Raw genomic sequence first — 21,989 nt, forward strand, 5'->3', positions numbered from 1 at the left:
GATAACTTCGCTCGCCACGTTAGTTATCGACTGATAACCTGTCAACCGTGACCCGAACCCGCCTCACCGCCGAGGAACGCCAGGAGCAACTGATCGCCGCGGCCGTCACTGCCTTCAGCCAGAACGGCTATGCCGGCACCACGACCGATCAGGTGGCCCGGCTGGCGGGTGTCTCTCAGCCGTACGTGATCCGACTTTTCCGGACGAAGCAGGAGCTCTTCCTCGCCGCGGTGCAGCACGCCGGCGACCGCATCGAGGCCAAGTGGCGCGAGGCGGCCGAGCGCGACCCCACCCTGGCCGGCCTGGGCGACGCCTACGGCGAACTGCTCCAGCAGCCCGAACTGGTCACCATGCTGCTGCACGGCTTCGCCGCCGCCGGCGACCCGGCCATCGGCGACCCGGTGCGCGCCTGCTTCGGCGGGCTCTACGAGGTCGTACGCGAACTGACCGGCGCCACCGCCATCGAGGCCCGGGACTTCTTCGCGCACGGCATGCTGCTCACCTGTCTCGGCGCGATGCGCGTGCTCGGCCCCGGCGCGGTGCCCCCGCAGCCGTGGTCCGTCGACCTGCTCGGCGCGTTCGAGGGCCTCGACGAAAAGGTCGCGTTCAAGGGCCACGACAAGAAGGTCTAGCCCGATCTCGCGCCGAGCGCCGCTGGGCGCTCGCGGTTGCGGGCCGGATGTTGTGGCGGGTCGGCAGAGCGGGCTGGCTGCCGGTTGTGCGATGTGGCGGGCGGCTGCGGGTCGGGTGTTGTGGTGGGTCGGCAGAGCGGGCTGGCTGCCGGATGTGCGATGTGGCGGGCGGCGGCGGGTCGGGCGTTGCGGCGGGTCGGCATGCGGCCGGCGGCGGGTCGGACGTTGTGAGACGTTGTGACGAGTCGCCAGGGCGGCTGGCTGCGGGTTGTGCGATGTGGAAGGTCGGCAGGCGGCCGGCGGAACGTCAGACGTTGTGGCGGGCCAGCAAGGGCTCGCGCCAGCCCAGCATCGCTTCGGTCATGCGTACGGCGTCGACTGTGGCCCGCACGTCGTGCACGCGCACGATGCGGGCGCCGTGCAGAACGCAGAAGACCACGGCGGCCAGGGTGCCGGCCAGGCGGTCGGGCTGCTCGGCGCCGAGGGTCTCGCCGATGAAGTCCTTGTTGCTGACGGCGGCCAGCAGGGGATAGCCGACCGCGGCGATCTCGTCCAGCCGGCGGGTCAGCTCCAGCGTGTGGCGGGTGTTCTTGTTCAGGTCGTGGCCCGGATCGATGATGATCTGGTCGGGTCGCACGCCGCGGTCGAGCGCCACCGCCACCCGCTCGCGCAGGAACTCGGCCACCTCGGTGGTCACGTCGTCGTACCGCGGGCTCGGCCACAGTGTGCGCGGGGCGGCCAGGCTGTGGGTGATGACGAGCTGGGCGTCGGTGCCGGCGACCACGTCGGCCATGGCCGGGTCACGCAGCCCGGAGGTGTCGTTGACGACTCCGGCGCCCGCCTTGATCACCTCGGCTGCGACCTCGGGCCGGAACGTGTCGACCGAGACGACCGTGCGCGAGCGGGCGGCCTCGACGACGGGCAGCACCCGGTCGAGTTCCTCGGCCACGCTCACCTCGGGGCCGGGGGCGAACGGCACGCCGCCGATGTCGATCCAGTCGGCGCCCGCCTCGGCTGCCGCGGTCACCGCCTCGACCGCCTTGCCGAGCGCGTAGGTGCGGCCGCGGTCGTGAAAGGAATCGGGTGTGCGGTTGACGATCGCCATCACCGCGACGCGCCGGGAGAAATCGAACGAGCGGCCCCCGATGACCCGCGCGCGGTCTTGTTCACTCACGATTGTGCAGGTTAGCAGGGCTCCGGACGCGGTTTTCGAGCGGTGCGAGAAATAAACGGGCAATAACGTGTACCCGCTGTCGCGGACTTTAAGCACGTCGCTTTCCGCTTTAATTGCACTCGGGAAAGTATGAATGGTCGAGGCGCGCACCGGGTAACTGATTCGGCGAAGGCACACTGACGAATCCCCTTTGGAGGAATCCCCATGAGTGACGTGCCATCGGGCGTTCGCCGGCCGGACGACACCTATCCGCTGGACGTGCCGCCCACGCCGGGCTACCCGGCCGAGACGTACACGACCACGGCGTACGACACCGGTTCCGAGCCGGCCGGCGGCAGCGGCGCCAAGGAGAAGGCCAAGGAGGTCGCGGCGCACACCGGCCAGGCCTCCAAGGAGGCGGCGGCCGACGTCAAGGACACCGCCAAGGAGCAGGCCGCCCGCGTCGGTCAGGAGGCCAAGGCCCAGGCCGGCAACCTCGCCTCCGAGGTCAAGGGCCGGGTCAGCAACCAGGCGCGGAGCCAGAACGACAAGCTGGTGAGCCAGATCCGCAGCACCGCCGACCAGCTCGACGAGATGCGCGGCGACCGCGGCGACTCCCCGGCCTCGGCCGTTGTCACGCGGGTGGCCGAGGGCGGCCGCCAGCTCGCCGACTACCTCGACCGCAACGGGCCCGACGGCGTGCTGCGCGAGGTCCAGGACTTCGCCCGTCGTCGTCCCGGCGCGTTCCTGGCCACGGCGCTGGCCGCGGGCTTCGTCGTCGGCCGCCTGGGCAAGGTCGTTGCCAAGGCCGACCCGGACGCCGGCGCCTCGGTCAAGCCGAGCACCGACTCCTTCGTGTCGGGCACGGACACGGGCTACCCGGCCACCACCGGCTACCCCGGCGTCGAGACCGGCGCCGCGGCTGGTCACACCACCGGGACCACGCCCGGCTACGCCACCGGCACCACCGACGCGACCACCACCACGACGACCGGTGCCGAGTACTCGACCGGCCCCGGCTACGCCAGCACCACCGAGTACAGCTCCACCGGCACCGGTACGCCCGCCGTCCGTGAGGAGTACGTGGTCGAGAGCCCGGAGCGCCCCCGATGACCGCGCCGCACCCGCACAGCCGGATCGACGACGAAGAGGTCGCTGAGACGTCGGTCGGCGAGATGATCGGCAACATCAGCAACGACCTCTCCCAGCTGTTCCGCCAGGAGGTCGAGCTGGCCAAGGCCGAGCTCAAGCAGGAGGCGGCCAAGGCCGGCAAGGCCGGCGGCATGCTCGGCGGCGCCGCGTTCGCCGCCTACCTGGCCGTCGTGCTGCTCAGCTTCGCCCTGGTCTTCGCTCTCGACGCCGTCATGCCCGCGGGCTGGGCGGCGCTCATCGTGGCCGTCCTGTGGGCGGTGATCGGTGGCGTTCTCTACGTCATCGGCAAGAACAAGCTCAAGACCGTCGACCCCGTGCCGCGCCGCACCGTCGACACGCTGAAGGAGGACGCCCAATGGCTGAAGAACCCGACCGGCTGAGGCAGCAGATCGAGAACACCCGGGCGTCGCTCACCCGCGACGTCGACCTGCTGGCCGAGAAGGCGAGCCCGACCAAGGTCGCCCAGCGACGCTGGACGTCGGTGAAGGAGAAAGTGATGGGCACGAGCTCTTCGGTGGGCTCCACCGTGAGTGACAAGGCGTCGTCGGCCGGCAGCTCCGTGAGCGACACGGCTTCGTCCGTGGGCAGCACGGTCAGCGACAAGGCGTCCCAGGCCGGCGACGTGGCGAGCGAGAAGGCGCACCAGGCGGCCGACGCCGTGCGCAGCGCGCCACAGGCGGTCAGCGCGCAGGCCCAGGGCAACCCGCTCGCGGCCGGCATCATCGCCTTTGGGGTGGGTCTGCTCGCCTCGACCCTGATCCCGGTCACCGACGCCGAGAAGCGCGCCGGCGCCCAGATCAAGGAGAACAGCGGCGAGCTGACCGACAAGGTCAAGGACTTCGCCACCGAGATGCAGGACGATCTCGCGGGCACCGCCCAGGAGGCTGCCGGCCAGGTCAAGCAGACCGCGCAGGAGGCCGTGCAGACGACCAAGGACACCGCGCAGTCCAACGCGCAGAACGTGAAGGAGCAGGCGAAGTCGTCCGCTTCCTGAACCACCCGTACGTTTCGAGCCGGTCCCTCAGGGGGCCGGCTCGAAGGCGTTTGTGCCGGTTCAGGCGGGGAAGCTGAAACGGTATGAAACTCGGATACAAGCTGGCCGCGGAGGCCTTCGGACCCAAGGAGCTGATCCGCCAGGCGGTCCGCGCCGAGCAGGCCGGATTCGACTTCGTGGAGATCAGCGACCACTACCACCCGTGGCTCGACGTGCAGGGGCACTCGCCGTTCGCGTGGAACGTGCTGAGCGCCATCGCGATGCGGACCGAGCGGCTCGGCCTGGCCACCGGAGTGACCTGCCCGACCGTGCGCTATCACCCGGCGATCATCGCGCAGGCCGCGGCGACGCTCGCCATCATCTCGGACGACCGTTTCACGCTCGGGGTGGGCGCGGGGGAGCGGCTCAACGAGCATGTCGTCGGCCAGGGTTTCCCCAGCGTGCGCGGGCGGCACGAGCGGCTCGAGGAGGCGCTCGACATCATCAGCCTGCTGTGGCGGGGCGGCTATCAATCGTACGAGGGAAAGCACTTGCAGTTGGAGGACGCCCAGGTGTTCGACCTGCCGTCGAAGCTGCCGGCGATCGCCGTCGCCGCCGGCGGGAAGCAGGCGGCCGAACTGGCCGCGACCCACGGCTCGGGTCTGTTCGCCACCGAGCCGCGCGCTGATCTGGTCGAGACGTTCACCGCCGCGGGCGGACAGGGCCCGAAGTACGCCGAGGCCTCGGTCGCCTGGGCGCCGTCGAAGGACGAGGCCGTGCGGGCCGCCCACGAGACCACGCGGTGGGCCGTGACCGGCTGGAAGGTGATGGCCGAGCTGCCCAACCCGGTCAACTTCGAGGCCGCGTCGGCGACCGTGCGGCCCGAGGACATCGCCGGCCAGTTCGCCGTGGGCCCCGATCCGGAGCCGTACGTCAAGATGGTCGGCGAGTACAAGGACGCCGGGTACGACCACATTGTGCTGATGAACGCCGGTCCCGACCCCGACGGCTTCATCGACTTCTTCGCGAAGGAATTGAAGGATCACCTGTAAGGCAGGCGTGCTCGGGGGTCAACGGGGTATAGGCGCTCTTCGTGACCCTGACCCCCGAGATCTACGGCGCCGAGCTCGAGACCGAGGACGTGACCGTGGTGGTCGCGACCCGCAACCGGGCCGACCGTCTGCTCGAGACGTTCCCGCACCACCGAGCGCGCACGATCCTGGTCGACAACGCGTCCGACCAGCCGCAGCCGCTGTTCCCGGGCGTCGACGTGGTGCGCCTCGGCGAGAACCGGGGCGCGGCGGCGCGCAACATCGGCGTGCTGCGGGCGCGTACCCCGTACGTGGCCTTCGCGGACGACGACTCGTACTGGACGCCGGGGTCGCTGGCCCGGGCCGCGGCGCTCCTGCGGGAGCACCCGCGGGCGGCCCTGCTGGCGGCGAAGGTGCTGGTCGGAGCAGAGCAGCGGATCGACCCGGTGTCGGTGGCGATGAGCGAGTCGCCGCTGGGCACGCCGCCGGGAGCGGCCGGGCCGTCGGTTCTCGGCTTTCTCGCGTGCTCGCTCGTCGTACGGCGGGACGCGTTCCTCGCGGCCGGCGGGTTCGAGCCGCGGCTGTTCGTGTACGGCGAGGAGGCGCTGTTGGCGATGGATCTGGCCGCGGCGGGGCACGAGCTGTCGTACGTGCCGGATCTGGTCGTCCGTCACCTGCCGTTGCCCGGTGGGCGGGACAACGGGGCGCGCGCCCGCGTCGAGACCCGCAACCGGGTGTTGACGGCGATGCTGCGGCGGCCGTTGCCGGTGGTGGGGCGGGCCCTGGCGAAGGCCGCGGGGGAGGACCCGGTCGGCGCTCTCGACGCGCTGCGGCAAGGTGGCTGGGCCTGGCGGCGACGTCGTGCGCTGCCGCCGCAGGTCGAGAGCGACCTGCGGCGGCTGGCTGTGGATAACTCAGGTGCTTGATCGGCCGAAACGCGTACTGTCGCCGGTAGGGTGGGGGACCCCCAGGCGGGTGGGTCGTGTTAGGTAGCTCGTGTCAGGTAGCGCCGATCTTGGGCTGATCACCAGCCCGTCGGCGGGGCCTCGATGTGCACGGCCTTGGTCGCCGTCATCTCGTCGAGCAGTTCGGGGCCGTATCCGAAGCCCTGGCCGCTGCCGCCGCGCGGGTGGGCGGCGCCGCCCGGCGCGCCCCCGAACACGGCGTTGATCTTCACCGTGCCGGCCGGCAGCCGGCGCCAGGCCTGCTGGGCGTTGCTCATCGACGGGGTCAGCACCGTCGCGGCCAGCCCGTACGGCGAGTCGGCGGCCCGCTCCAGGGCTTCGTCGAACGAGCCGACGACCACCACCGGCGCGACCGGGCCGAACGTCTCCTCCCGGACTACCGCCATGTCGTCGGTGCAGTCGGCCAGCACCGTCGGCGGGTAGTAGGCGCCGGGGCCGGCCGGGGCTGTGCCACCCCGTAGCGCGCGGGCACCGGCCTTGACGGCCTGCTGCACCTGCTCGTCGACCGCGTCGCGCATCCGCTTGTCGACCATGGGGCCGATCCGGGACGTCCAGCTGTCGGCCTCGGTGGCCAGGGCCTCGAGGAACTCGTCGGCCACCTCGCGGTGCACGTAGACGCGTTCCACCGCCACGCAGATCTGGCCGGAGTTGACGAAGGAACCCAGCGCGGCCTGCTCCGCCGCCCAGGCCGGGCCGACGCCGGCGTCCACGATCAACGGGTCGCTGCCGCCGTTCTCGAGCAGTGCCTTCGCGCCGGTGCGGGCGCAGGCGGCGGCGATCGAGCGGCCGGTGGCGGTCGAGCCCACCTGGGCCACCACGTCGACATCGGACGCGGCGAGCGCGGCGCCGACCGGGCCGTCGCCGTTGAGCAGGCTCAGCACGCCGGCCGGGAAGTGCGGGGCGAGCAGCCGCGCGAGGCGCCAGCCGGTGGCCGGCGTGCGCTCGCTCGGCTTGTAGACCACCGTGTTGCCGGTGACCAGGGCCGCGCCGAGCAGGCCGCACGACACCGCCACCGGATCGTTCCAGGGTGTGATCACGGCGACGACCCCGCGCGGGCCGTACGCCATCAGGTCGATCGCCTCGTTGTTGCCGGCCAGGGTGCGTCCGCGGTGGGTCGGGCCGAGCTCGGCGTACTGCCGCAGCGTGCCCACCCCGGCCAGGATCGACTCGCGAGATCCGTCGACCGGTTTGCCCATCTCGGCCGTCATGATCTCGGCCAGCTCGTCCGCGGCCCGCTCCACGGCGGTTGCGGCCGCGTGCAGAGCTGCGGCGCGGGCAGCCGGCGCAGTCGCCGCCCACTCCGCACATGCCTTCCGGGCCGATCGCACAGCGGCGTCCACATCCTGTTCACCAGAGATCGGCACCGCGGTCACCGGAGTGTCGTCGGCCGGGTCGAGAACGGTCAGGATGCGGCCCGAGTTGCCGTGATTCCAGGCGCCATCAACGTATTGCTCCACGTCGTACATGACTCGCGCTTGCCCTGCAGCAAGGAAACCAAACACTCCTATCAGTGCAGCTCGAAACGGGTCCGAATTTTATTTGCAGGAAGTCAAAGATCTTGCGAGTAACCCGAAGATCCCCGGGTATCCGGCGCGCCATGCGAGTGCTGGGAATCAATGCGATCTTCCATGATCCGGCCGCGGCGCTGATCGTCGACGGCCGCGTGGTGGCCGCGGCCGAGGAGGAGCGGTTCAGCCGCCGCAAGCACGGCAAGCGCCCGGTTCCGTTCGCCGCCTGGGAGCTGCCGGAACTGGCCGCCGCCTGGTGCCTGGACGAGGCCGGTCTGCGCCCGGACGACCTCGACGCGGTCGCCTACTCCTTCGACCCGGGCCTCAGCCGCGACGCGGAGAGCCTGGGGCTGAACGACCCGTCGGATCATCTGCGCGTCGACTACGCGCGCCGGGCGCCGCAGTTCCTGGCCGCGGCGCTGCCCGGGCTCGACCCCGAGCAGGTTCGTTTCGTGCCGCACCACGTCGCCCACGCCGCGTCGGCCGGGCTCTCGGTGCCCGAGGACAGCGCGGTGCTCGTGCTCGACGGGCGGGGCGAGGTGGCCAGCCACCTGGCCGGCGCCTACCGCGGCGGCGAGCTCGAGGTGCTCAAGAGCCAGGAGCTGCCGCACTCGCTCGGCCTGCTCTACGAGGACCTGACCCGGCACCTGGGCTTCCTGCATTCCAGCGACGAGTACAAGGTGATGGCGCTCGCGTCGTACGGCAAGCCGAAGTTCCTGAATCTGCTGCGCGAGCTGGTGCGGCCGACCGGGGACGGCGGCTTCGTCGTCGAGCGCATCGACTGGGACGCCCTGGCCAAGGCGCGCACGGCCGAGGGCGAGATGACCGAGGCCCACGCCGACCTGGCCGCGAGCGTGCAGGTGCGGCTCGAGGAAGTGCTGCTCGACCTGGCTCGATGGACCTTCGAGGCGTCCGGTGGCACCCTGCGGACGCTGACCATGGCCGGCGGCACCGCGCTCAACTGCGTGGCCAACGCCCGGATCGCCGCCGAGGGCCCGTACGAGCGGGTCTGGGTGCAGCCGGCGGCCGGCGACTCCGGCACGGCGCTCGGCGCCGCCCTCGCCGTACACGGAAAGAACGTGCCCTTCGGCAGCGCCGCTCTGGGCCGGGGCTGGACCGACGAGGAACTGGAGGCGGAGCTGCGCCGGGCGGCGTTGCCCTACACCCGTCCGGAGTCGATCGCCGCCGAGGCGGCCCGGGTGCTCGCGGACAACGGCATCGTCGCCTGGTACCAGGGGCGCAGCGAGTACGGGCCGCGCGCGCTGGGCCACCGCTCACTGCTGGCGCACCCCGGCGACCAGGACACCCAGACCCGCATGAACAACGTCAAGGGCCGCGAGCAGTTCCGCCCGATCGCGCCCATGGTGCGGGCCGAGCGGTTCGCCGACATCTTCTCCGGCGTCTACCCGAGCCCGTACATGCTCTTCGTGCACCGGGTGAAGCCGGAGTGGAAGGACCGCATCCCGGCCGTCACCCACGTCGACGGCACCGCCCGGGTGCAGACCGTCCATACCGGGACCGAGCCGCTGGTGGCTGAGATGCTCGAGGAGTTCGAGCGGCTCACCGGCCTGCCGGTGGTGGTCAACACGTCGCTCAACACGGCTGGACGGCCCATGGTGGACACTCCGCGCGAGGCGATGGAGCTGTTCGGCTCGGCGCCGGTCGACCTGCTGGCGATCGGGCCGTTCGCGGTGCACCGGGCGAAGGCGTTCGGCGCATGAGCGTCACGGTCGTGGTGCCGACGCTCGGGCGCCCCAGCCTGCGCACCCTGCTCGGCGCGCTGGCGCCGGGCATCGCGCGGCACGGCTTCGAGCTGATCGTCGTCGACGACCGTCCCGCAGCGGTTCCGCCACTCGAGGTCGACGGGACCGTCCTGCCCGGACCGGCGCGGGGGCCCGCGGCGGCCCGCAACGTCGGCTGGCGGGCCGCGAAGCACGACTGGGTAGCGTTCCTCGACGATGACGTGCTGCCCGGCCCCGACTGGGCCGACCGGTTGCTCGACGACCTGGCCGAGGCGGGCGAACGGGTCGGCGGCGTGCAGGGCCGGCTGCGGGTGCCGCTGCCCGGCGGCCGGCGGCCCACCGACTGGGAGCGGGTGACGGCCGGACTGGCCGACGGCGCCTGGATCACCGCCGACATGGCCTATCGCCGGGACGCGCTGGCGGGCTGCGGCGGGTTCGACGAACGCCTGCCGCGGGCCTTCCGCGAGGACGCCGACCTGGCCTTCCGCGTACGCCGGGACGGCTGGCGGCTGGTCCGCGGGCGCCGCCAGGTCACCCACCCGGTGCGACCCGAGAGCCCCTGGGTCAGCGTGCGCACGCAGCGCGGCAACGCCGACGACGCGCTGCTGCGCCGGGTCCACGGCCCCCGCTGGCGGGAGTTGCTGGAGGTCCCGCCGGGCCGCCGTCCGCGGCACGTGACGATCACCGCGGCCGGCGTGGCCGCGCTGGCGCTGGCCGCGACCCGCCGGCCGGGGTGGGCCACGGCCGCGGGCCTGATCTGGGCGGCCGGGACGGCGGAGTTCGCGGCCGCGCGCATCGCCCCCGGCCCGCGCGACCCGCGCGAGGTGGGCACCATGCTCGTCACCAGCGCAATCATCCCGGCCGCGGCCACGCTGCACTGGCTGCGCGGCTGGTGGCGGTGGCGGGCCGCACAGCCCGTCCGCACCGTGCCGGCAGAGGTGGACCGCCGGTGACCGAGCTGTTCGACGCTGTGTTGTTCGACCGGGACGGCACGCTCGTGGTCGACGTGCCCTACAACGGCGACCCGGCCCTGGTCGAGCCGATGCCCGGCGCCCGCGAGGCCCTCGACCGGCTGCGCGCCGCGGGGCTGCGGATCGGGGTCGTCACCAACCAGTCCGGCCTGGCCCGCGGACGTTTCACCGCGGATCAGCTGGACGCGGTCAACCGGCGCGTCGAGGAACTGCTCGGCCCGTTCGACGACTGGCAGATCTGCCCGCACGACGACACGGCCGGTTGCCCGTGCCGCAAGCCCGCGCCCGGCATGGTCGTTGCCGCCGCCGAAGCACTGGGCACCACCCCCGCCCGCTGTGTGCTGGTCGGTGACATCGGACGCGACATCGAGGCGGCCCAGGCGGCGGGCGCGGCCGCCATCCTGGTGCCCACGCCGGTCACGCTGCCGGGGGAGGTCGCCGCGGCCCCGGCCGTCGCGGCCACGATCGAGGCGGCGGCCGACCTGATTCTGCGGCGCGAGGCCCTGGTCACCCCTTCATCGCGGCGGAAAGCGGGAACAGTCCTCGTGGTCCGCTCCGACTCGGCCGGCGATGTGCTGGTCACCGGGCCGGCGATCCGAGCCGTCGCGGCCGGCGCCGAGCGCGTGGTCATGCTCTGCGGCCCCCGCGGCCGGCGCGCCGCCGAGCTCCTGCCGGGCGTCGACGAGATCGTCGAGTCGCGGCTGCCCTGGATCGACCCGCAGCCCGGGCCGGTCGACGCGGACGAGATGACCGCTCTGATCGACCTGCTCCGCCGGACCGGGGCCGGCGAGGCCGCCGTCTTCACGTCCTTCCACCAGTCGGCGTTGCCGCTCGCGCTGCTGATGCGGATGGCCGGCATCGGCCGGATCACCGCGATCAGCGAGGACTACCCGGGCTCCCTGCTCGACGTGCGCCACCGCGGCGTGCCGGTCGGCCTGCCCGAACCCGAGCGGGCGCGCAGCGTGGCCGCCGCCGCGGGGTTCGCCCTGCCGGTCGGCGACGACGGCCGGCTGCGGGTCACCGCCGCGTCCAGGCAGGGTCCGGGCGAGTACGTGGTGGTCCACCCCGGCGCGAGCTGCGAGGCCCGTTCCTGCCCGCCCGCGACGCTGCGCCGGATCGTCGGCGCGCTGGCCGCCGCCGGTCACCGGGTGCTGGTCACCGGCGGCCCGGAGGAGCGGCACCTGGCCGCGTACGTCGCCGGAACCGACGGCGAGCAGGTCGGCCGCACGTCCCTGGCCGAGCTGGCGGCCGTCCTGGCCGGCGCGAAGGCCCTGGTCGTGGCCAACACCGGCCCGGCCCACCTGGCCGCGGCTGTCGGCACCCCCGTCGTCAGCCTCTACGCCCCCACCGTGCCGTACGGCCAGTGGGGTCCCTACCGCGTCCCGTCCGTCCGGCTCGGCGAGGCCGCGGCGCCCTGCCGCGACAGCCGGGCCACCACCTGCCCCGTCGACGGCCACCCCTGCCTGTCCACCATCGACCCGGCCGACGTGGTCGCCGCCGTCGCGCGGCTCGCCGCCCCGGCCGAGATTGCCGAGGCCGCCGCGTGAACATCCTGCTCTGGCACGTTCACGGCTCCTGGACCACCTCGTTCGTCCAGGGCAAGCACCGCTACCTGATCCCCGTCAACGACGCCCGCGACGCCTGGGGCCGCGGCCGGGCCCGCACCTTCGACTGGCCGGCCTCCGCCGAGGAGCTTCCGCTCGAGGAGATCCGCGACGTCGACGTGGCGATCGTGCAGCGGCCCGAGGAGCTCGAGCTCGTGCCCCGGGGCGTGCCGGTGATCTATGTGGAGCACAACACCCCCAAGGGCGACGTGCCCACCGGCCGGCACCCGATGGCCGACCGCGACGACCTCGTGATCGCCCATGTCACCGACTTCAACGACCTGTTCTGGGATGCCGGCGGCACCCGGACGACGGTGATCGAGCACGGCATCGTCGAGCCCAGGGCCCGCTGGAGCGGCGAGCTCGGCCATTTCGCCGTGGTCACCAACGAGCCCGTGCGCCGGCAGCGGGTCACCGGCACCGACCTGTTCCCGCGGTTCGCCGCGGTGGCGCCGCTGGACGTCTTCGGCATGGGCGTCGAGGGGCTGCGGAGCGGGCGGATCACCCCGTACGACGACCCGCCGCAGCACGAGATGCACGCGCAGGTCGCCCGTCGCCGCGCCTACCTGCACCTGTGCCGCTGGACCTCGCTCGGCCTGAGCCTGATCGAGGCCATGCAGATGGGCATGCCGGTCATCGGCCTGGCCACCACCGAGGCGGTCGTCGCGGTGCCACCCGACGCCGGGGTGCTCGACACCCGCGTCTCCACCCTGGTCGAGGCGGCGCACTGGCTGCTCTCGGACGACGCCGCGGCCGCGAGCCTCGGCGCCCGGGCCCGTCAGGTCGCCCTCGCCCGCTACGGGCTGGACCGGTTTCTCGCGGACTGGGACCGGCTGCTCGAGGAGGAAACATGCGCATCGCGATGATCTCGGAACACGCCAGCCCGCTCGCGGCGCTGGGCGGCGTCGACGCCGGCGGGCAGAACACCCACGTCGCCGAGCTGGCCGGAGCCCTCGCGGCGGCCGGGCACGAGGTGCGCGTCTACACCCGGCGCGACAGTCCCGACCTGCCCACGGTGATGCCGATGGCGGAGCGGATCGACGTCGTGCACGTGCCTGCCGGGCCGGCGCAGGTGCTGGGAAAGGACGAGCTGCTGCCCTTCATGGGCGCCTTCGCCGAGTGGCTGGCCGAGAGCTGGCGCACGGAGTGGCGGCCGGACGTCGCCCACGCCCACTTCTGGATGAGCGGCCTGGCCGCGGTCACCGCCGGGCGGCGGTGCGACGTGCCGGTGGTGCAGACCTTCCACGCGCTGGGCTCGGTCAAGCGCCGCCACCAGGGTTCGGCCGACACCAGCCCGCCGCGCCGGATCGCCTACGAGCGCGAGCTGGGCCGGGCCGTCGACCGGGTGATCGTGCAGTGCCAGGACGAGGTGCACGAGTTGCTGCGCCTCGGCGTGCCGCGCTCGCAGATGGCGCTGGTGCCGTCCGGCGTCAACGTCGAGCGGTTCTGCCCGGACGGGCCGGCGGTGACCCGCGAGCCGCGGCGGACCCGCATCCTGACCGTCGCGCGCCTGGTCGAGCGCAAGGGCATCGGTGACCTCGTTCGCGCCCTGCCGGCCGTTCCGGGCGCGGAACTCGTGGTGGTCGGTGGCCCGGCGGACGGCGAGGTCGCGGCCGGGCTCCGTCGCATCGCCGCGCAGTGCGGGGTGGCCGGCCGGGTCGTCCTGGCCGGGCCGGTGCCGTCGCACGAGATGCCGCAGTGGTACCGCTCGGCCGACATGCTGGCGGCCACCCCCTGGTACGAGCCGTTCGGCCTCACCGTGCTGGAGGCGATGGCCTGCGGCGTGCCGGTCGTCGCGAGCTCGGTCGGCGGTCTGGCCGACACGGTGGTCGACGGCGTGACCGGCGATCTCGTGCCGCCCCGCGACCCGCACCGTCTCGGCCTCGCGCTGCGCCGGCTGGCCTCCGACGAGGTACGCCGCCTGTCGTACGCCGCCGCCGCCGTCGACCGTGCCCTGCACATCTACGCCTGGCCCCGCATCGCGGACCGGCTCGCCCGGGTCTACGCGGGCGTCGCCGGTGTCGCCACCGAACCCACCCGGGAGGCAGTCGCCTGATGAACCACGATCTCACCCCCACCGACGACCACCTGACCGCGCTGGCCGCGGCGATCGTCCCGTTCCGGGCCATGTCCGGCAAGCTCGCCCGCTGGGGCTCCGACCTGGCCTGGCACCTCGGCCAGGGCGGCCGCCTGCTGGTCGCCGGCAACGGCGGCAGCGCGGCCGAGGCCCAGCACCTCGCGGCCGAGCTGGTCGGCCGGCTGCGCGACGAGCGGCGCCCGCTGTCGGCGATCGCGCTCACCCCGGACTCGTCGGCGGTCACCGCGATCGGCAACGACTACGGCTTCGAGGAAGTCTTCGCCCGCCAGGTACGCGCCCACGGCCGCCCCGGCGACGTGCTGATCACCCTGTCGACCAGCGGCCGCAGCCCCAACCTGCTCGCCGCCGTGCGCGCGGCCCGGGAGTGCGGGATGCGCACCTGGGCGATGACCGGCCCGGCCGGCCCGCTGGCCGACGCCTCGGACGAGGCGCTGCGCTGCCCGTCGCCGGAGAGCCAGGTCGTGCAGGAGCTGCACCTGGTCGCGGTGCACCTGATGTGCGAGTACCTCGACCGCGCGCTGCCGTCGGTGCTCGGGAGCCGCCGCGACGCCCCTTTCGCCGACTTCAAGGTGGAGGTCGGGGTATGAGCCTCGTGATCGTGGGAGACACCCTGCTCGACAGGGACGTGCAGGGCAGCGTCCGCCGGGTGGCGCCGGACGCCCCGGCGCCGGTGCTCGACGAGGAGCGGGTCCAGGAACGTCCCGGCGGGGCCGGCCTGGCCGCCCTGCTCGCCGCGCAGTCCGGCCAGGAGGTCGCCCTGGTGACCGCGCTGGCCGACGACGCGGGCGGCGCCCGGCTCAGCGAGCTGCTCACCGAGGCCGGGGTGCGGGTGTACGCGCTGCCGCTGCCGGGGGCGACACCCGAGAAGGTCCGGCTGCGCTCCGGCGACCACGTGCTGCTGCGCCTCGACCGCGGCGGCGAGCCGCACCCGCCCGGCGACGCTCCGGACGCCGTGCTCGAGCTGATCCGCGACGCGAAGGCCGTCCTGGTCAGCGACTACGGGCGCGGCGTGGCCCGGCACCCCGGGCTGCGGCGCGCGCTCGGCGAGACCCGGGCCCCGATCGTCTGGGACCCGCACCCGGACGGGCCGTCGCCGGTGCCCAACGCCCGGCTGGTCACCCCGAACCTGGCCGAGGTGCGCAAGCTCTCCGGCGACGGGGGTGGCGGATCCACGCTTGCCGTCGCCCAGCGGGGCGGGCAGGCGTTGCGGCAGCAGTGGCGGGCCGGAGCGGTCGTCGTCACTTGCGGCGCCGACGGCGCGGTGCTCTGCCACTCGGGTGCGACCCCGCTGGTCGTCCCGGCGCCCGAGGCCGGCGAGGGTGACACCTGCGGCGCGGGTGACCGGTTCGCGGCCACCGCGGCGCTCGCCCTCGCCGGCGGCGCCCTGGTCAGCGAGGCCGTGCAGCAGGCGGTCGCGGCGGCCTCCGCGTATGTCTCGTCGGGCGGGGTGACCGCGGCGCTTTCGCCATCTGCCTCGGTCGAGCCTGCCCCGGAGCGCATCGGCGCCGACGAGGCCGGGAGGCTCGCCGCCGAGGTGCGCGCGCGGGGCGGCACCGTCGTGGCCACCGGCGGCTGTTTCGACCTGCTGCACGTCGGTCACCTCGCCACGCTGCGCGCCGCCCGCAAACTCGGCGACTGCCTGATCGTCTGTCTCAACAGCGACGATTCCGTACGCGGTCTCAAGGGCCCCGAGCGACCGCTGAACCCCCAGATCGACCGCAGCCGGCTGCTCGCCGCCCTCGACTGCGTCGACGCCGTGGTCGTCTTCGACGAGGCCACCCCCGAGGCCGTGCTCACCTGGCTGCGGCCCGACGTCTGGGTCAAGGGCGGCGACTACGACTCGGTCCCGGAGTCCGAGCTCGTCCGGCGCTGGGGCGGCCAGACCGTCTTCGTGCCTTATCTCGACGGCCGCTCGACCACCAGCACCATCGCGGCGGCTCAAGCCGCCACCACCCGTTCGGAAAGCGCGGCTCAGGCCGCCACCACCCGGAGGTAGAGACACCATGGACGCAGTGATCGTCACCGGCGGCTCCAGCGGCCTCGGCGCCGCCGTCGTCGACGCCGTGATCAAGGCCGGCGGCCGCCCGTTCGTGATCGACCGCCAGGCGCCCGCCGACGGCGTGGCCTGGATCGAGTGCGACCTGGCCGACACCCGCGCCGCCGAGGCCGCCACCCGGCAGGCGATCGAGCAGGCCGGCGGCGGCATCGACGGCGTCGTCACCGCGGCCGGCATGGACGTGCCGGGCGCGCTGGCCGACGTCCCGGGCGAGACCTGGGACCGGATCGTCACCGTCGACCTGCTCTCCACGGCGGCTGTCATCCGGGCCGCGATCCCGGCCCTCAAGCAGTCGCACGGCGGCGTCGTCACGGTCGCCTCCACTCTCGGCGTCAAGGCGGTCAGCGACGCCACCGCCTACTGCGCCGCCAAGTTCGGCGTGGTCGGGTTCACCCGGGCGCTCTCGGCCGAGCTGGCCGGGCAGGTCAACGTCACCCTGGTCATCCCGGGCGGGATGCGGACGAAGTTCTTCGACGACCGCGACGCGCAGTACAAGCCGGGGCCGGACGCGATCCTCAACGACCCGGCGAACGTCGCCTCGGCGATCATGTTCGCGCTCGGCCAGCCGCGGGGCTGCGCCGTGCGGGAGCTGGTCATCGCGGCCGAGCAGGAGAGCTCGTACCCGTGATCCTCGCCCTGCGGGCGCTCGGCGTAGGTGACCTGTTGACCGCGGTGCCCGCCCTGCGCGGGCTCCGCGGCGCGTTTCCGGAGCACCGGCTCACCCTCGCCGCGCCGGACTGGCTGACCCCGCTGATCGAGCTGATCGGCGACGTCGACCGGATCGTGCCGGTCGCGTCCTTGCAGCCGACGACGCCCCTGCCGGCGGCCGAGATCGCGGTGAACCTGCACGGCAGCGGCCCCCAGTCGCACCGCCTGCTGCAGGCGGCCCAGCCGGCCAAGCTGTGGGCGTTTGCGAACGTCGAGGCCGGGCATCTGGACGGTCCGCCCTGGCAAGCAGAGGAGCACGAGGTGCGGCGCTGGTGCCGGCTCGTCCGCCACTACGGTGTCGCCTGCGACGAAGCGGATCTCACCCTCGCGGCGCCGGGTGACACCCCGGTCGCCGGTGCGACGATCATCCATCCGGGCGCCAAGTCACCGTCGCGTCGCTGGCCGGCCGACCGCTACGCGGCCGTCGCGCGCAGGCTGAGCTCGGCCGGCCACCGCGTGCTGATCACCGGTTCCGCGGCCGAGCACGACCTGGCCGTACGGGTGGCCGAGCGCGCCGGTCTGAGCGGCGCGGCCGTGCCCGGCACCAGCCTGGGGGAGCTGGCCGCGCTGGTGGCGCGGGCCCGCGTCGTGATCAGTGGGGACACCGGCATCGCCCATCTCGCCACGGCGTACGGCACGCCGTCGGTCGTGCTCTTCGGGCCGATGTCGCCGGAGCGCTGGGGACCGCCGGCCCGGCCTCAGCACCGGACCATCTGGCACGGCACCCGCAGCGAACCCGGCGACAGCACGGAGCCGGGCGTGCACCCGGCCCTGCTGGCCGTCGAGCCCGGTGAGGTTCTCGATGCGGCTGCGACGTTCTGATCTGAGCAAGCCCGGCTACAGCCGGCGGCGGGCAGGCAAAGGCTTCACCTACCGGGACACCGATGGGTCGGCCCTGACCGACGCGGCCGAGATCGAGCGGGTGAAGAAGCTTGTCATCCCGCCGGCCTGGCAGGACGTGTGGATCTCGCCCGACGCGCGTGGGCACATCCAGGTGACGGGGATCGACGCGGCCGGGCGCAAGCAGTACCGGTATCACGACGATTGGCGCACGGCCCGCGACGAGGCCAAGTTCGACCACGCCAAGGAGGTGGCCGAACGCCTGCCCAGGATCCGCGACCGGCTGTGCGGCGACCTCACGGACGAGCGCGGGCTGAGCAAGACGCGGGTGCTGGCGGCCGTCGTGCGGCTGCTCGACATGGGCATGTTCCGCATCGGCAGCGACCAGTACGCGGTCCGCGAGGACGATCCGTCGTTCGGGTTGTCCACGCTGCGGCCCGAGCACGTACGCACCAAGGGCGGTTGCGTGCTGCTCGAGTTCACCGGCAAGTCCGGCGTGAAGCACTCGGGCACGGTCGGCGACGGCGAGGTGTGCCAGGTGCTCAGGGACCTCAAGCGCCGCCGCCGGGGCGAGAACAGGCTCTTCGCGTACTACGACAAGGCGGCCCGCCGCTGGCGCGACCTGCACGCCGATGAGATCAACGAGTATCTGCGGGAGATCAGCGGCGAGCAGATGACGGCCAAGGACTTCCGTACGTGGCACGGCACGGTCAAGGCGGCCGAGGCCCTCGCCGAGGCCGGTCCCCAGCCCACCGCGGGCAAGCGGAAGAAGGCCGTCTCCCACGCGATGAAGGAGGTCGCGGACCTGCTCGGCAACACGCCCGCGGTGGCGCGCGCCTCGTACGTCGACCCCCGTGTGGTCGAGGCGTTCGAGGAGGGCGAGGTGGTCGAGCAGCCCGGCGAGAAGGCCGTCCTCGAGCTGCTCGACGAATGATCACCGCTGCGGGCGGGCCGGGTTGATGGCAGCATCGTCGGCATGACCGTCATCGCCACGCTCACCGTCGAACGGCCGTCGGGTCACTGGATCGACCGGGCACGGGCGTACCAGGTCGTCGTCGACGGGGCGGTCAAGGGCGTGGTGCGCTGCGGGCGAGAATTGTCGCTGGCGCTCCCGCCGGGGCCGCACACCGTCCGCGTCCGCCTCGACTGGACAGGCAGCGACGACCTGCCCGTCCACCTCGGACCGGGGGCGACCGTCCGGCTGCGCGTCGAACCGCGCGGCGCCCGGCACGCGGTGGGCCGCCGCTACCTGAAGCTGAGCCGGGTCGCTTGAATCAGCCACGGAGGGGTAAGCCAGCATCATGACCGACCGGGTGATGGTATTTGCCCCCGCGCCGATCCTGACCGTGACGATCGAGCAGCGGAGCGGAGAGCCGGACCTGCACGTCCACCCGGGCGGACAGGGCGTCTGGCAGGCCCGCATGATCTCGGCCCTCGGCGTGCCGGTGATGCTGTGCGCGGCGCTGGGCGGCGAACCGGGATCCCTGCTCGAAGCGGTGCTGGCCGGAGAGGACTTCGACGTGCGATCGGTGACACGGCAGTCCGCCAGCGGGTGGTACGTGCACGACCGCCGCGACGGACAGCGGGAGCCGGTGGCCGAACATGCGGGACGGGCGCTGGACCGGCACGAGCTGGACGAGCTGCACAACGTCGCGCTCACCGAGGGCCTGCGCTCGTCGGTGGCCGTCCTGAGTGGACCGCACAAGCCGTCGGTGGTCGACGCCGCGGTATATCGGCGCCTGGCGGCGGATCTGACGGCCAACGGCGTCCGGGTGGTGGCCGACCTGTCCGGTGACTATCTGACCGCCGTACTGGAAGGTGGCGTGTCGTTCGTCAAGGTGAGCCACGAGGAGTTGCTGGACGACGGGCTGGCCGACGACGACAGCGTGGAGTCTTTGCTGGCCGCCGGGCGCAAGCTGCGCGGTCAGGGCGTGGAAGCGGTGCTGATCAGCCGGGCCGCGGAGCCGGCGCTGGCCATCTGGTCCGACACCGAGTGCGAGGTGCATCCGCCGCCGCTGAGCGTCAACGAGCACCGCGGCGCGGGCGACTCGATGACCGCCGGAGTGGCATCGGTGCTGGCCCGAGGCGAACCCGTCGCCTCGCTGATGGAACAGGCGTTGCGCACCGGATCGGCGGCCGGGGCGCTGAACGTGACCCGGCACGGGCTGGGAACGGGCCGGGCCGAAGCGGTGCACGAACTGATGAGCCGCGTGCGGATCGAGCCGCTGTGAGGGTGCTGATCACCAACGACGACGGGGTGTCGGCGCCCGGGATCCTCGCGCTGGCCGCGGCCGTCACCGGCTCGCACGACGTGGTCGTGGCGGCGCCGCAGGACGAGGCGAGCGGCATGAGCGCGGCGCTGACGGCGGTCGTGTCGGACGGGCAGATCGTGGTCGCGCCGTTCGAATTGCCCGGGATCACGGCGTACGGGGTGGCGGCCTCCCCGGCGTACATCGTGGTCCTGGCGTCCCTCGGGGTTTTCGGCCCGCCGCCCGACATCGTGCTGTCCGGCATCAACCGGGGCGCCAACGCCGGCCGCGCGGTGCTGCACTCGGGCACGGTCGGGGCCGCGCTCACCGCGGCCAACTACGGGATGCGCGCGATGGCGGTGTCGCTCGACGTGCTCAACGCTGACGCCACGGTGTCTTCCGCTTCCGGGTCTTCCGCCTCCGGCGGCAACGCGCTCGTCGTGCCCTCAGACGACGTGCTGCACTGGCCGACCGCGGCGTCGATCGCGGCCTCGCTGATGGACGCGGTGGCCACGGTGCCGGCCGGGACGGTGCTCAACGTCAACGTCCCCGACCGGGCGCGCGAGCCGGAACTGCGCGAGGCCACGCTGGCGTCGTTCGGCCAGGCCGGCATCGCGGTGGCGGAGGCGGGCGAGGGGTACGTCCGCACCACGATCGAACGGACCGGCGAGTCGCTCGTTCCCGGCACCGACCTGGCCCTGCTGGCCGAGGGGTACGCGACCGTGACCGCCCTGCGCCCGCCGGTCGCGGTGGCCGGCGTGCAGATCCCCGCTCAGCGTCGTCCCTGATCCGGGCTGCCTATAGCGGGCCGGGCTGCTCGTCCTTGTCCGGACCTGCTCATGGTGAGCCGTGCTGCGTGTCGTTGTCCTGGGGCTGTTCGCCGTGAACAGTGCTGCTTGTTGTTGCCCGAGGCTGCTCACCGTGAACCGTGCTGCTCGTCATTGCCCGAGGCTGTTTTTCGTGAGCCGTGTAGCTTCTTGTTGTCTTGGGGCTGTTCGCTGTGAACCGTGCTGCTCGTTGTTGCTCGAGGCTGTTTTTCGCGGGCTGTGCGGCTTCTTGTTGTCTTGGGGCTGCTCACCGTGAACCGTGCTGCTCGTCGTTGCCCAAGGCTGCTCATCTTGGGCCGTGCAGCGGCGTCTTGTCCCGGCGCCGTTCTTCGTGAGCCGTGGTGCTCCTCGTCGTCCGGGGCTGTTCATCGTGGGCTGGGGGCGAAGCTTGATCGGGCAGGCGGGGTGACGGGCTCCGGCTTCGTGGCCTGAGCGATCGGGAGCAGGGCGGCGACGGCGATCGCCAGCAGCAGGCGGGACTCGCTGAACAGGGGCGGGCCCAGCGCCGGCACCGGCAGGATCATGATGATCAGGACGGCCGCCCGCCAGAGCGACTGCGCGCCGGCGACGGGAAGCAGGACGGCCAGGACCAGCCAGATCTGATGATGGGTCCACGAGACGGGGCTCAGCACCACACTCGCGGCGCCGACGACGATGACGGCCGAGAGCCAGTCGTGCCGGCGGGCCAGCCGCACGGCGCGGATCAGGGCGGCGACGGCGACCGTGCCGCCGATGGCCACGACCAGGGTGGAGCGGGCTTCGGCAGCGATGCCCAGGCGTAGCAGGGCGCCGTTGAGGGACTGGTTGCCCACGCCGCCGATGTAGCCGAGCCGGTCGACCTGGAAGATCTTGTCGGTCCAGTACGCCCAGGAGTCGCCGGGCAGGGTGGCGGCGCCGATCGCGGCGCAGCCGGCGAAGGTGGCGCCGGCCACGGCGGCGGCTGTCCGGCGACCGGCGAACCAGAGCAGCGGAATGAAGATCAGGGGCGTCAGCTTGACGGCGGCCGCCAGTCCGATCAGGGCGCCGTGCCAGGGCGTGCGGCGCAGGGCCAGGAAATCGGCTGCGACCAGGGCGGCCAGGAAGAGGCTGACCTGGCCGTACTTGACGTCGGAGGAGACCGGCGCCGACAGCATCAGCGCGAGCGCCACGACCGCTGTCACGGTGGAGTGGCGATCCCGCGTGACCAGGGCGGCCAGGCCGGCCACCGTGGCCAGGGTGGCCAGCGTCCAGGCGACTTGGACCGCACCGACCGGGAGCCAGGTCAGCGGAGTGACCAGCAGCGCGGCGAACGGGGGATAGGTGAACGGCGCGGCGCCGCGGGTGAAGTCGTAGAGGCTCGCGCCGTCGGCCAGGCCGGACACCGCGCCGAGATAAACCGAGAGGTCGGTGAGCCTCGCGTCGGCCGGCTTCCCAAAGGCGGCGGCAGCCGTGGCCAGAGCGGCCGTGACGGTGACGACCCAGATCCATCGCTTACCCATAC

Annotated in this window: 22 protein-coding genes; 19 read left to right on the forward strand and 3 right to left on the reverse strand. The window is 73.0% G+C overall.

The features are described 5' to 3' along the window. The first annotated feature begins 47 nt into the window (after positions 1 to 47). Positions 48 to 632 carry a TetR/AcrR family transcriptional regulator gene (locus LXN57_RS18520; protein WP_251799422.1) on the forward strand — a complete coding sequence of 195 codons (585 nt, stop codon included), beginning with the start codon at positions 48 to 50 and terminating at the stop codon, positions 630 to 632. Between the two features lie 307 nt (positions 633 to 939). Here the strand turns inward: LXN57_RS18520 and folP are convergent, their stop codons facing one another. Next, positions 940 to 1,806, reverse strand: coding sequence for a dihydropteroate synthase (folP, locus tag LXN57_RS18525; protein ID WP_251799423.1), 867 nt, complete (start codon positions 1,804 to 1,806; stop codon positions 940 to 942). Positions 1,807 to 2,010: 204 nt separating this feature from the next. On the opposite strand from folP, the gene LXN57_RS18530 reads away from it, so the two are divergent. The 5 genes from LXN57_RS18530 to LXN57_RS18550 all read left to right on the forward strand — a co-directional run bounded on the left by LXN57_RS18530 (position 2,011) and on the right by LXN57_RS18550 (position 5,867). Continuing rightward, entirely contained in the window at positions 2,011 to 2,898 is an 888-nt protein-coding gene (locus tag LXN57_RS18530; RefSeq protein ID WP_251799424.1) for a hypothetical protein, read from the forward strand. Then, positions 2,895 to 3,317, forward strand: a complete 423-nt coding sequence (locus LXN57_RS18535) for a phage holin family protein (RefSeq protein ID WP_251799425.1) — start codon at positions 2,895 to 2,897, stop codon at positions 3,315 to 3,317. Before LXN57_RS18530 ends, LXN57_RS18535 begins: the two co-directional genes overlap by 4 nt. Next, positions 3,293 to 3,931: a DUF3618 domain-containing protein gene (locus tag LXN57_RS18540; RefSeq protein ID WP_251799426.1), complete on the forward strand. Its 639-nt coding sequence runs from the start codon at positions 3,293 to 3,295 to the stop codon at positions 3,929 to 3,931. The genes LXN57_RS18535 and LXN57_RS18540 overlap by 25 nt, the downstream gene beginning before the upstream one ends. Positions 3,932 to 4,014: 83 nt before the next feature. Then, positions 4,015 to 4,962 (forward strand): TIGR03557 family F420-dependent LLM class oxidoreductase, encoded by a 948-nt coding sequence (locus LXN57_RS18545; protein WP_251799427.1) that lies wholly within the window; start codon positions 4,015 to 4,017, stop codon positions 4,960 to 4,962. Positions 4,963 to 5,003: 41 nt separating this feature from the next. Next, positions 5,004 to 5,867 carry a glycosyltransferase family 2 protein gene (locus LXN57_RS18550; RefSeq protein WP_251799428.1) on the forward strand — a complete coding sequence of 288 codons (864 nt, stop codon included), beginning with the start codon at positions 5,004 to 5,006 and terminating at the stop codon, positions 5,865 to 5,867. A 98-nt stretch (positions 5,868 to 5,965) separates the two neighbouring features. Here the strand turns inward: LXN57_RS18550 and LXN57_RS18555 are convergent, their stop codons facing one another. Further along, on the reverse strand, positions 5,966 to 7,372 hold the full coding sequence (locus tag LXN57_RS18555) for an aldehyde dehydrogenase family protein (protein WP_251799429.1): 1,407 nt from the start codon (positions 7,370 to 7,372) through the stop codon (positions 5,966 to 5,968). Positions 7,373 to 7,503: 131 nt separating this feature from the next. Here LXN57_RS18555 and LXN57_RS18560 point away from each other — a divergent pair, with 131 nt between their 5' ends. Genes LXN57_RS18560 through surE form a run of 13 tightly spaced genes read left to right on the forward strand, consistent with a single transcriptional unit; the run spans position 7,504 to position 20,470 of the window. Beyond that, positions 7,504 to 9,135, forward strand: coding sequence for a carbamoyltransferase family protein (locus LXN57_RS18560; RefSeq protein WP_251799430.1), 1,632 nt, complete (start codon positions 7,504 to 7,506; stop codon positions 9,133 to 9,135). Then, complete coding sequence (locus LXN57_RS18565) at positions 9,132 to 10,109, forward strand: glycosyltransferase family 2 protein (RefSeq protein ID WP_251799431.1); 978 nt, start codon at positions 9,132 to 9,134, stop codon at positions 10,107 to 10,109. Before LXN57_RS18560 ends, LXN57_RS18565 begins: the two co-directional genes overlap by 4 nt. Next, positions 10,106 to 11,674 carry an HAD-IIIA family hydrolase gene (locus tag LXN57_RS18570; protein ID WP_251799432.1) on the forward strand — a complete coding sequence of 523 codons (1,569 nt, stop codon included), beginning with the start codon at positions 10,106 to 10,108 and terminating at the stop codon, positions 11,672 to 11,674. The genes LXN57_RS18565 and LXN57_RS18570 overlap by 4 nt, the downstream gene beginning before the upstream one ends. After that, positions 11,671 to 12,597 (forward strand): glycosyltransferase, encoded by a 927-nt coding sequence (locus LXN57_RS18575; RefSeq protein ID WP_251799433.1) that lies wholly within the window; start codon positions 11,671 to 11,673, stop codon positions 12,595 to 12,597. The genes LXN57_RS18570 and LXN57_RS18575 overlap by 4 nt, the downstream gene beginning before the upstream one ends. Beyond that, entirely contained in the window at positions 12,582 to 13,787 is a 1,206-nt protein-coding gene (locus tag LXN57_RS18580) for a glycosyltransferase (protein ID WP_251799434.1), read from the forward strand. Before LXN57_RS18575 ends, LXN57_RS18580 begins: the two co-directional genes overlap by 16 nt. After that, positions 13,787 to 14,416, forward strand: coding sequence for a D-sedoheptulose-7-phosphate isomerase (locus tag LXN57_RS18585; RefSeq protein ID WP_251799435.1), 630 nt, complete (start codon positions 13,787 to 13,789; stop codon positions 14,414 to 14,416). Before LXN57_RS18580 ends, LXN57_RS18585 begins: the two co-directional genes overlap by 1 nt. Further along, positions 14,413 to 15,825, forward strand: a complete 1,413-nt coding sequence (locus tag LXN57_RS18590; RefSeq protein WP_251799436.1) for a PfkB family carbohydrate kinase — start codon at positions 14,413 to 14,415, stop codon at positions 15,823 to 15,825. Before LXN57_RS18585 ends, LXN57_RS18590 begins: the two co-directional genes overlap by 4 nt. Before the next feature lie 7 nt (positions 15,826 to 15,832). Continuing rightward, entirely contained in the window at positions 15,833 to 16,513 is a 681-nt protein-coding gene (locus LXN57_RS18595) for an SDR family oxidoreductase (RefSeq protein ID WP_251799437.1), read from the forward strand. Further along, on the forward strand, positions 16,510 to 17,415 hold the full coding sequence (locus LXN57_RS18600; protein ID WP_251799438.1) for a glycosyltransferase family 9 protein: 906 nt from the start codon (positions 16,510 to 16,512) through the stop codon (positions 17,413 to 17,415). The genes LXN57_RS18595 and LXN57_RS18600 overlap by 4 nt, the downstream gene beginning before the upstream one ends. After that, entirely contained in the window at positions 17,396 to 18,367 is a 972-nt protein-coding gene (locus LXN57_RS18605) for a DNA topoisomerase IB (RefSeq protein WP_251799439.1), read from the forward strand. The genes LXN57_RS18600 and LXN57_RS18605 overlap by 20 nt, the downstream gene beginning before the upstream one ends. A 42-nt stretch (positions 18,368 to 18,409) precedes the next feature. Next, complete coding sequence (locus LXN57_RS18610) at positions 18,410 to 18,706, forward strand: hypothetical protein (RefSeq protein WP_251799440.1); 297 nt, start codon at positions 18,410 to 18,412, stop codon at positions 18,704 to 18,706. 28 nt (positions 18,707 to 18,734) lie between these two features. Further along, positions 18,735 to 19,664, forward strand: a complete 930-nt coding sequence (locus LXN57_RS18615) for a 1-phosphofructokinase family hexose kinase (protein ID WP_251799441.1) — start codon at positions 18,735 to 18,737, stop codon at positions 19,662 to 19,664. Then, positions 19,661 to 20,470, forward strand: coding sequence for a 5'/3'-nucleotidase SurE (gene surE / locus LXN57_RS18620; RefSeq protein WP_251799442.1), 810 nt, complete (start codon positions 19,661 to 19,663; stop codon positions 20,468 to 20,470). The genes LXN57_RS18615 and surE overlap by 4 nt, the downstream gene beginning before the upstream one ends. Before the next feature lie 404 nt (positions 20,471 to 20,874). Here the strand turns inward: surE and LXN57_RS18625 are convergent, their stop codons facing one another. After that, entirely contained in the window at positions 20,875 to 21,987 is a 1,113-nt protein-coding gene (locus LXN57_RS18625) for a glycosyltransferase 87 family protein (protein ID WP_251799443.1), read from the reverse strand. Between the last annotated feature and the right edge of the window lie 2 nt (positions 21,988 to 21,989).

It is taken from the genome of Paractinoplanes hotanensis (assembly GCF_023717965.1).
GTDB lineage: Bacteria > Actinomycetota > Actinomycetes > Mycobacteriales > Micromonosporaceae > Actinoplanes > Actinoplanes polyasparticus.

Bases quoted from the DNA above. Each gene is read 5' to 3' on its own strand.
- LXN57_RS18530 (WP_251799424.1), top strand. From the start codon at position 2,011: ATGAGTGACGTGCCATCGGGCGTTCGCCGGCCGGACGACACCTATCCG.
- LXN57_RS18535 (WP_251799425.1), top strand. From the start codon at position 2,895: ATGACCGCGCCGCACCCGCACAGCCGGATCGACGACGAAGAGGTCGCT.
- LXN57_RS18540 (WP_251799426.1), top strand. From the start codon at position 3,293: ATGGCTGAAGAACCCGACCGGCTGAGGCAGCAGATCGAGAACACCCGG.
- LXN57_RS18545 (WP_251799427.1), top strand. From the start codon at position 4,015: ATGAAACTCGGATACAAGCTGGCCGCGGAGGCCTTCGGACCCAAGGAG.
- LXN57_RS18555 (WP_251799429.1), bottom strand. From the start codon at position 7,372: ATGTACGACGTGGAGCAATACGTTGATGGCGCCTGGAATCACGGCAAC.
- LXN57_RS18560 (WP_251799430.1), top strand. From the start codon at position 7,504: ATGCGAGTGCTGGGAATCAATGCGATCTTCCATGATCCGGCCGCGGCG.
- LXN57_RS18565 (WP_251799431.1), top strand. From the start codon at position 9,132: ATGAGCGTCACGGTCGTGGTGCCGACGCTCGGGCGCCCCAGCCTGCGC.
- LXN57_RS18580 (WP_251799434.1), top strand. From the start codon at position 12,582: ATGCGCATCGCGATGATCTCGGAACACGCCAGCCCGCTCGCGGCGCTG.
- LXN57_RS18585 (WP_251799435.1), top strand. From the start codon at position 13,787: ATGAACCACGATCTCACCCCCACCGACGACCACCTGACCGCGCTGGCC.
- LXN57_RS18590 (WP_251799436.1), top strand. From the start codon at position 14,413: ATGAGCCTCGTGATCGTGGGAGACACCCTGCTCGACAGGGACGTGCAG.
- LXN57_RS18595 (WP_251799437.1), top strand. From the start codon at position 15,833: ATGGACGCAGTGATCGTCACCGGCGGCTCCAGCGGCCTCGGCGCCGCC.
- LXN57_RS18605 (WP_251799439.1), top strand. From the start codon at position 17,396: ATGCGGCTGCGACGTTCTGATCTGAGCAAGCCCGGCTACAGCCGGCGG.
- LXN57_RS18610 (WP_251799440.1), top strand. From the start codon at position 18,410: ATGACCGTCATCGCCACGCTCACCGTCGAACGGCCGTCGGGTCACTGG.
- LXN57_RS18615 (WP_251799441.1), top strand. From the start codon at position 18,735: ATGACCGACCGGGTGATGGTATTTGCCCCCGCGCCGATCCTGACCGTG.
- LXN57_RS18625 (WP_251799443.1), bottom strand. From the start codon at position 21,987: ATGGGTAAGCGATGGATCTGGGTCGTCACCGTCACGGCCGCTCTGGCC.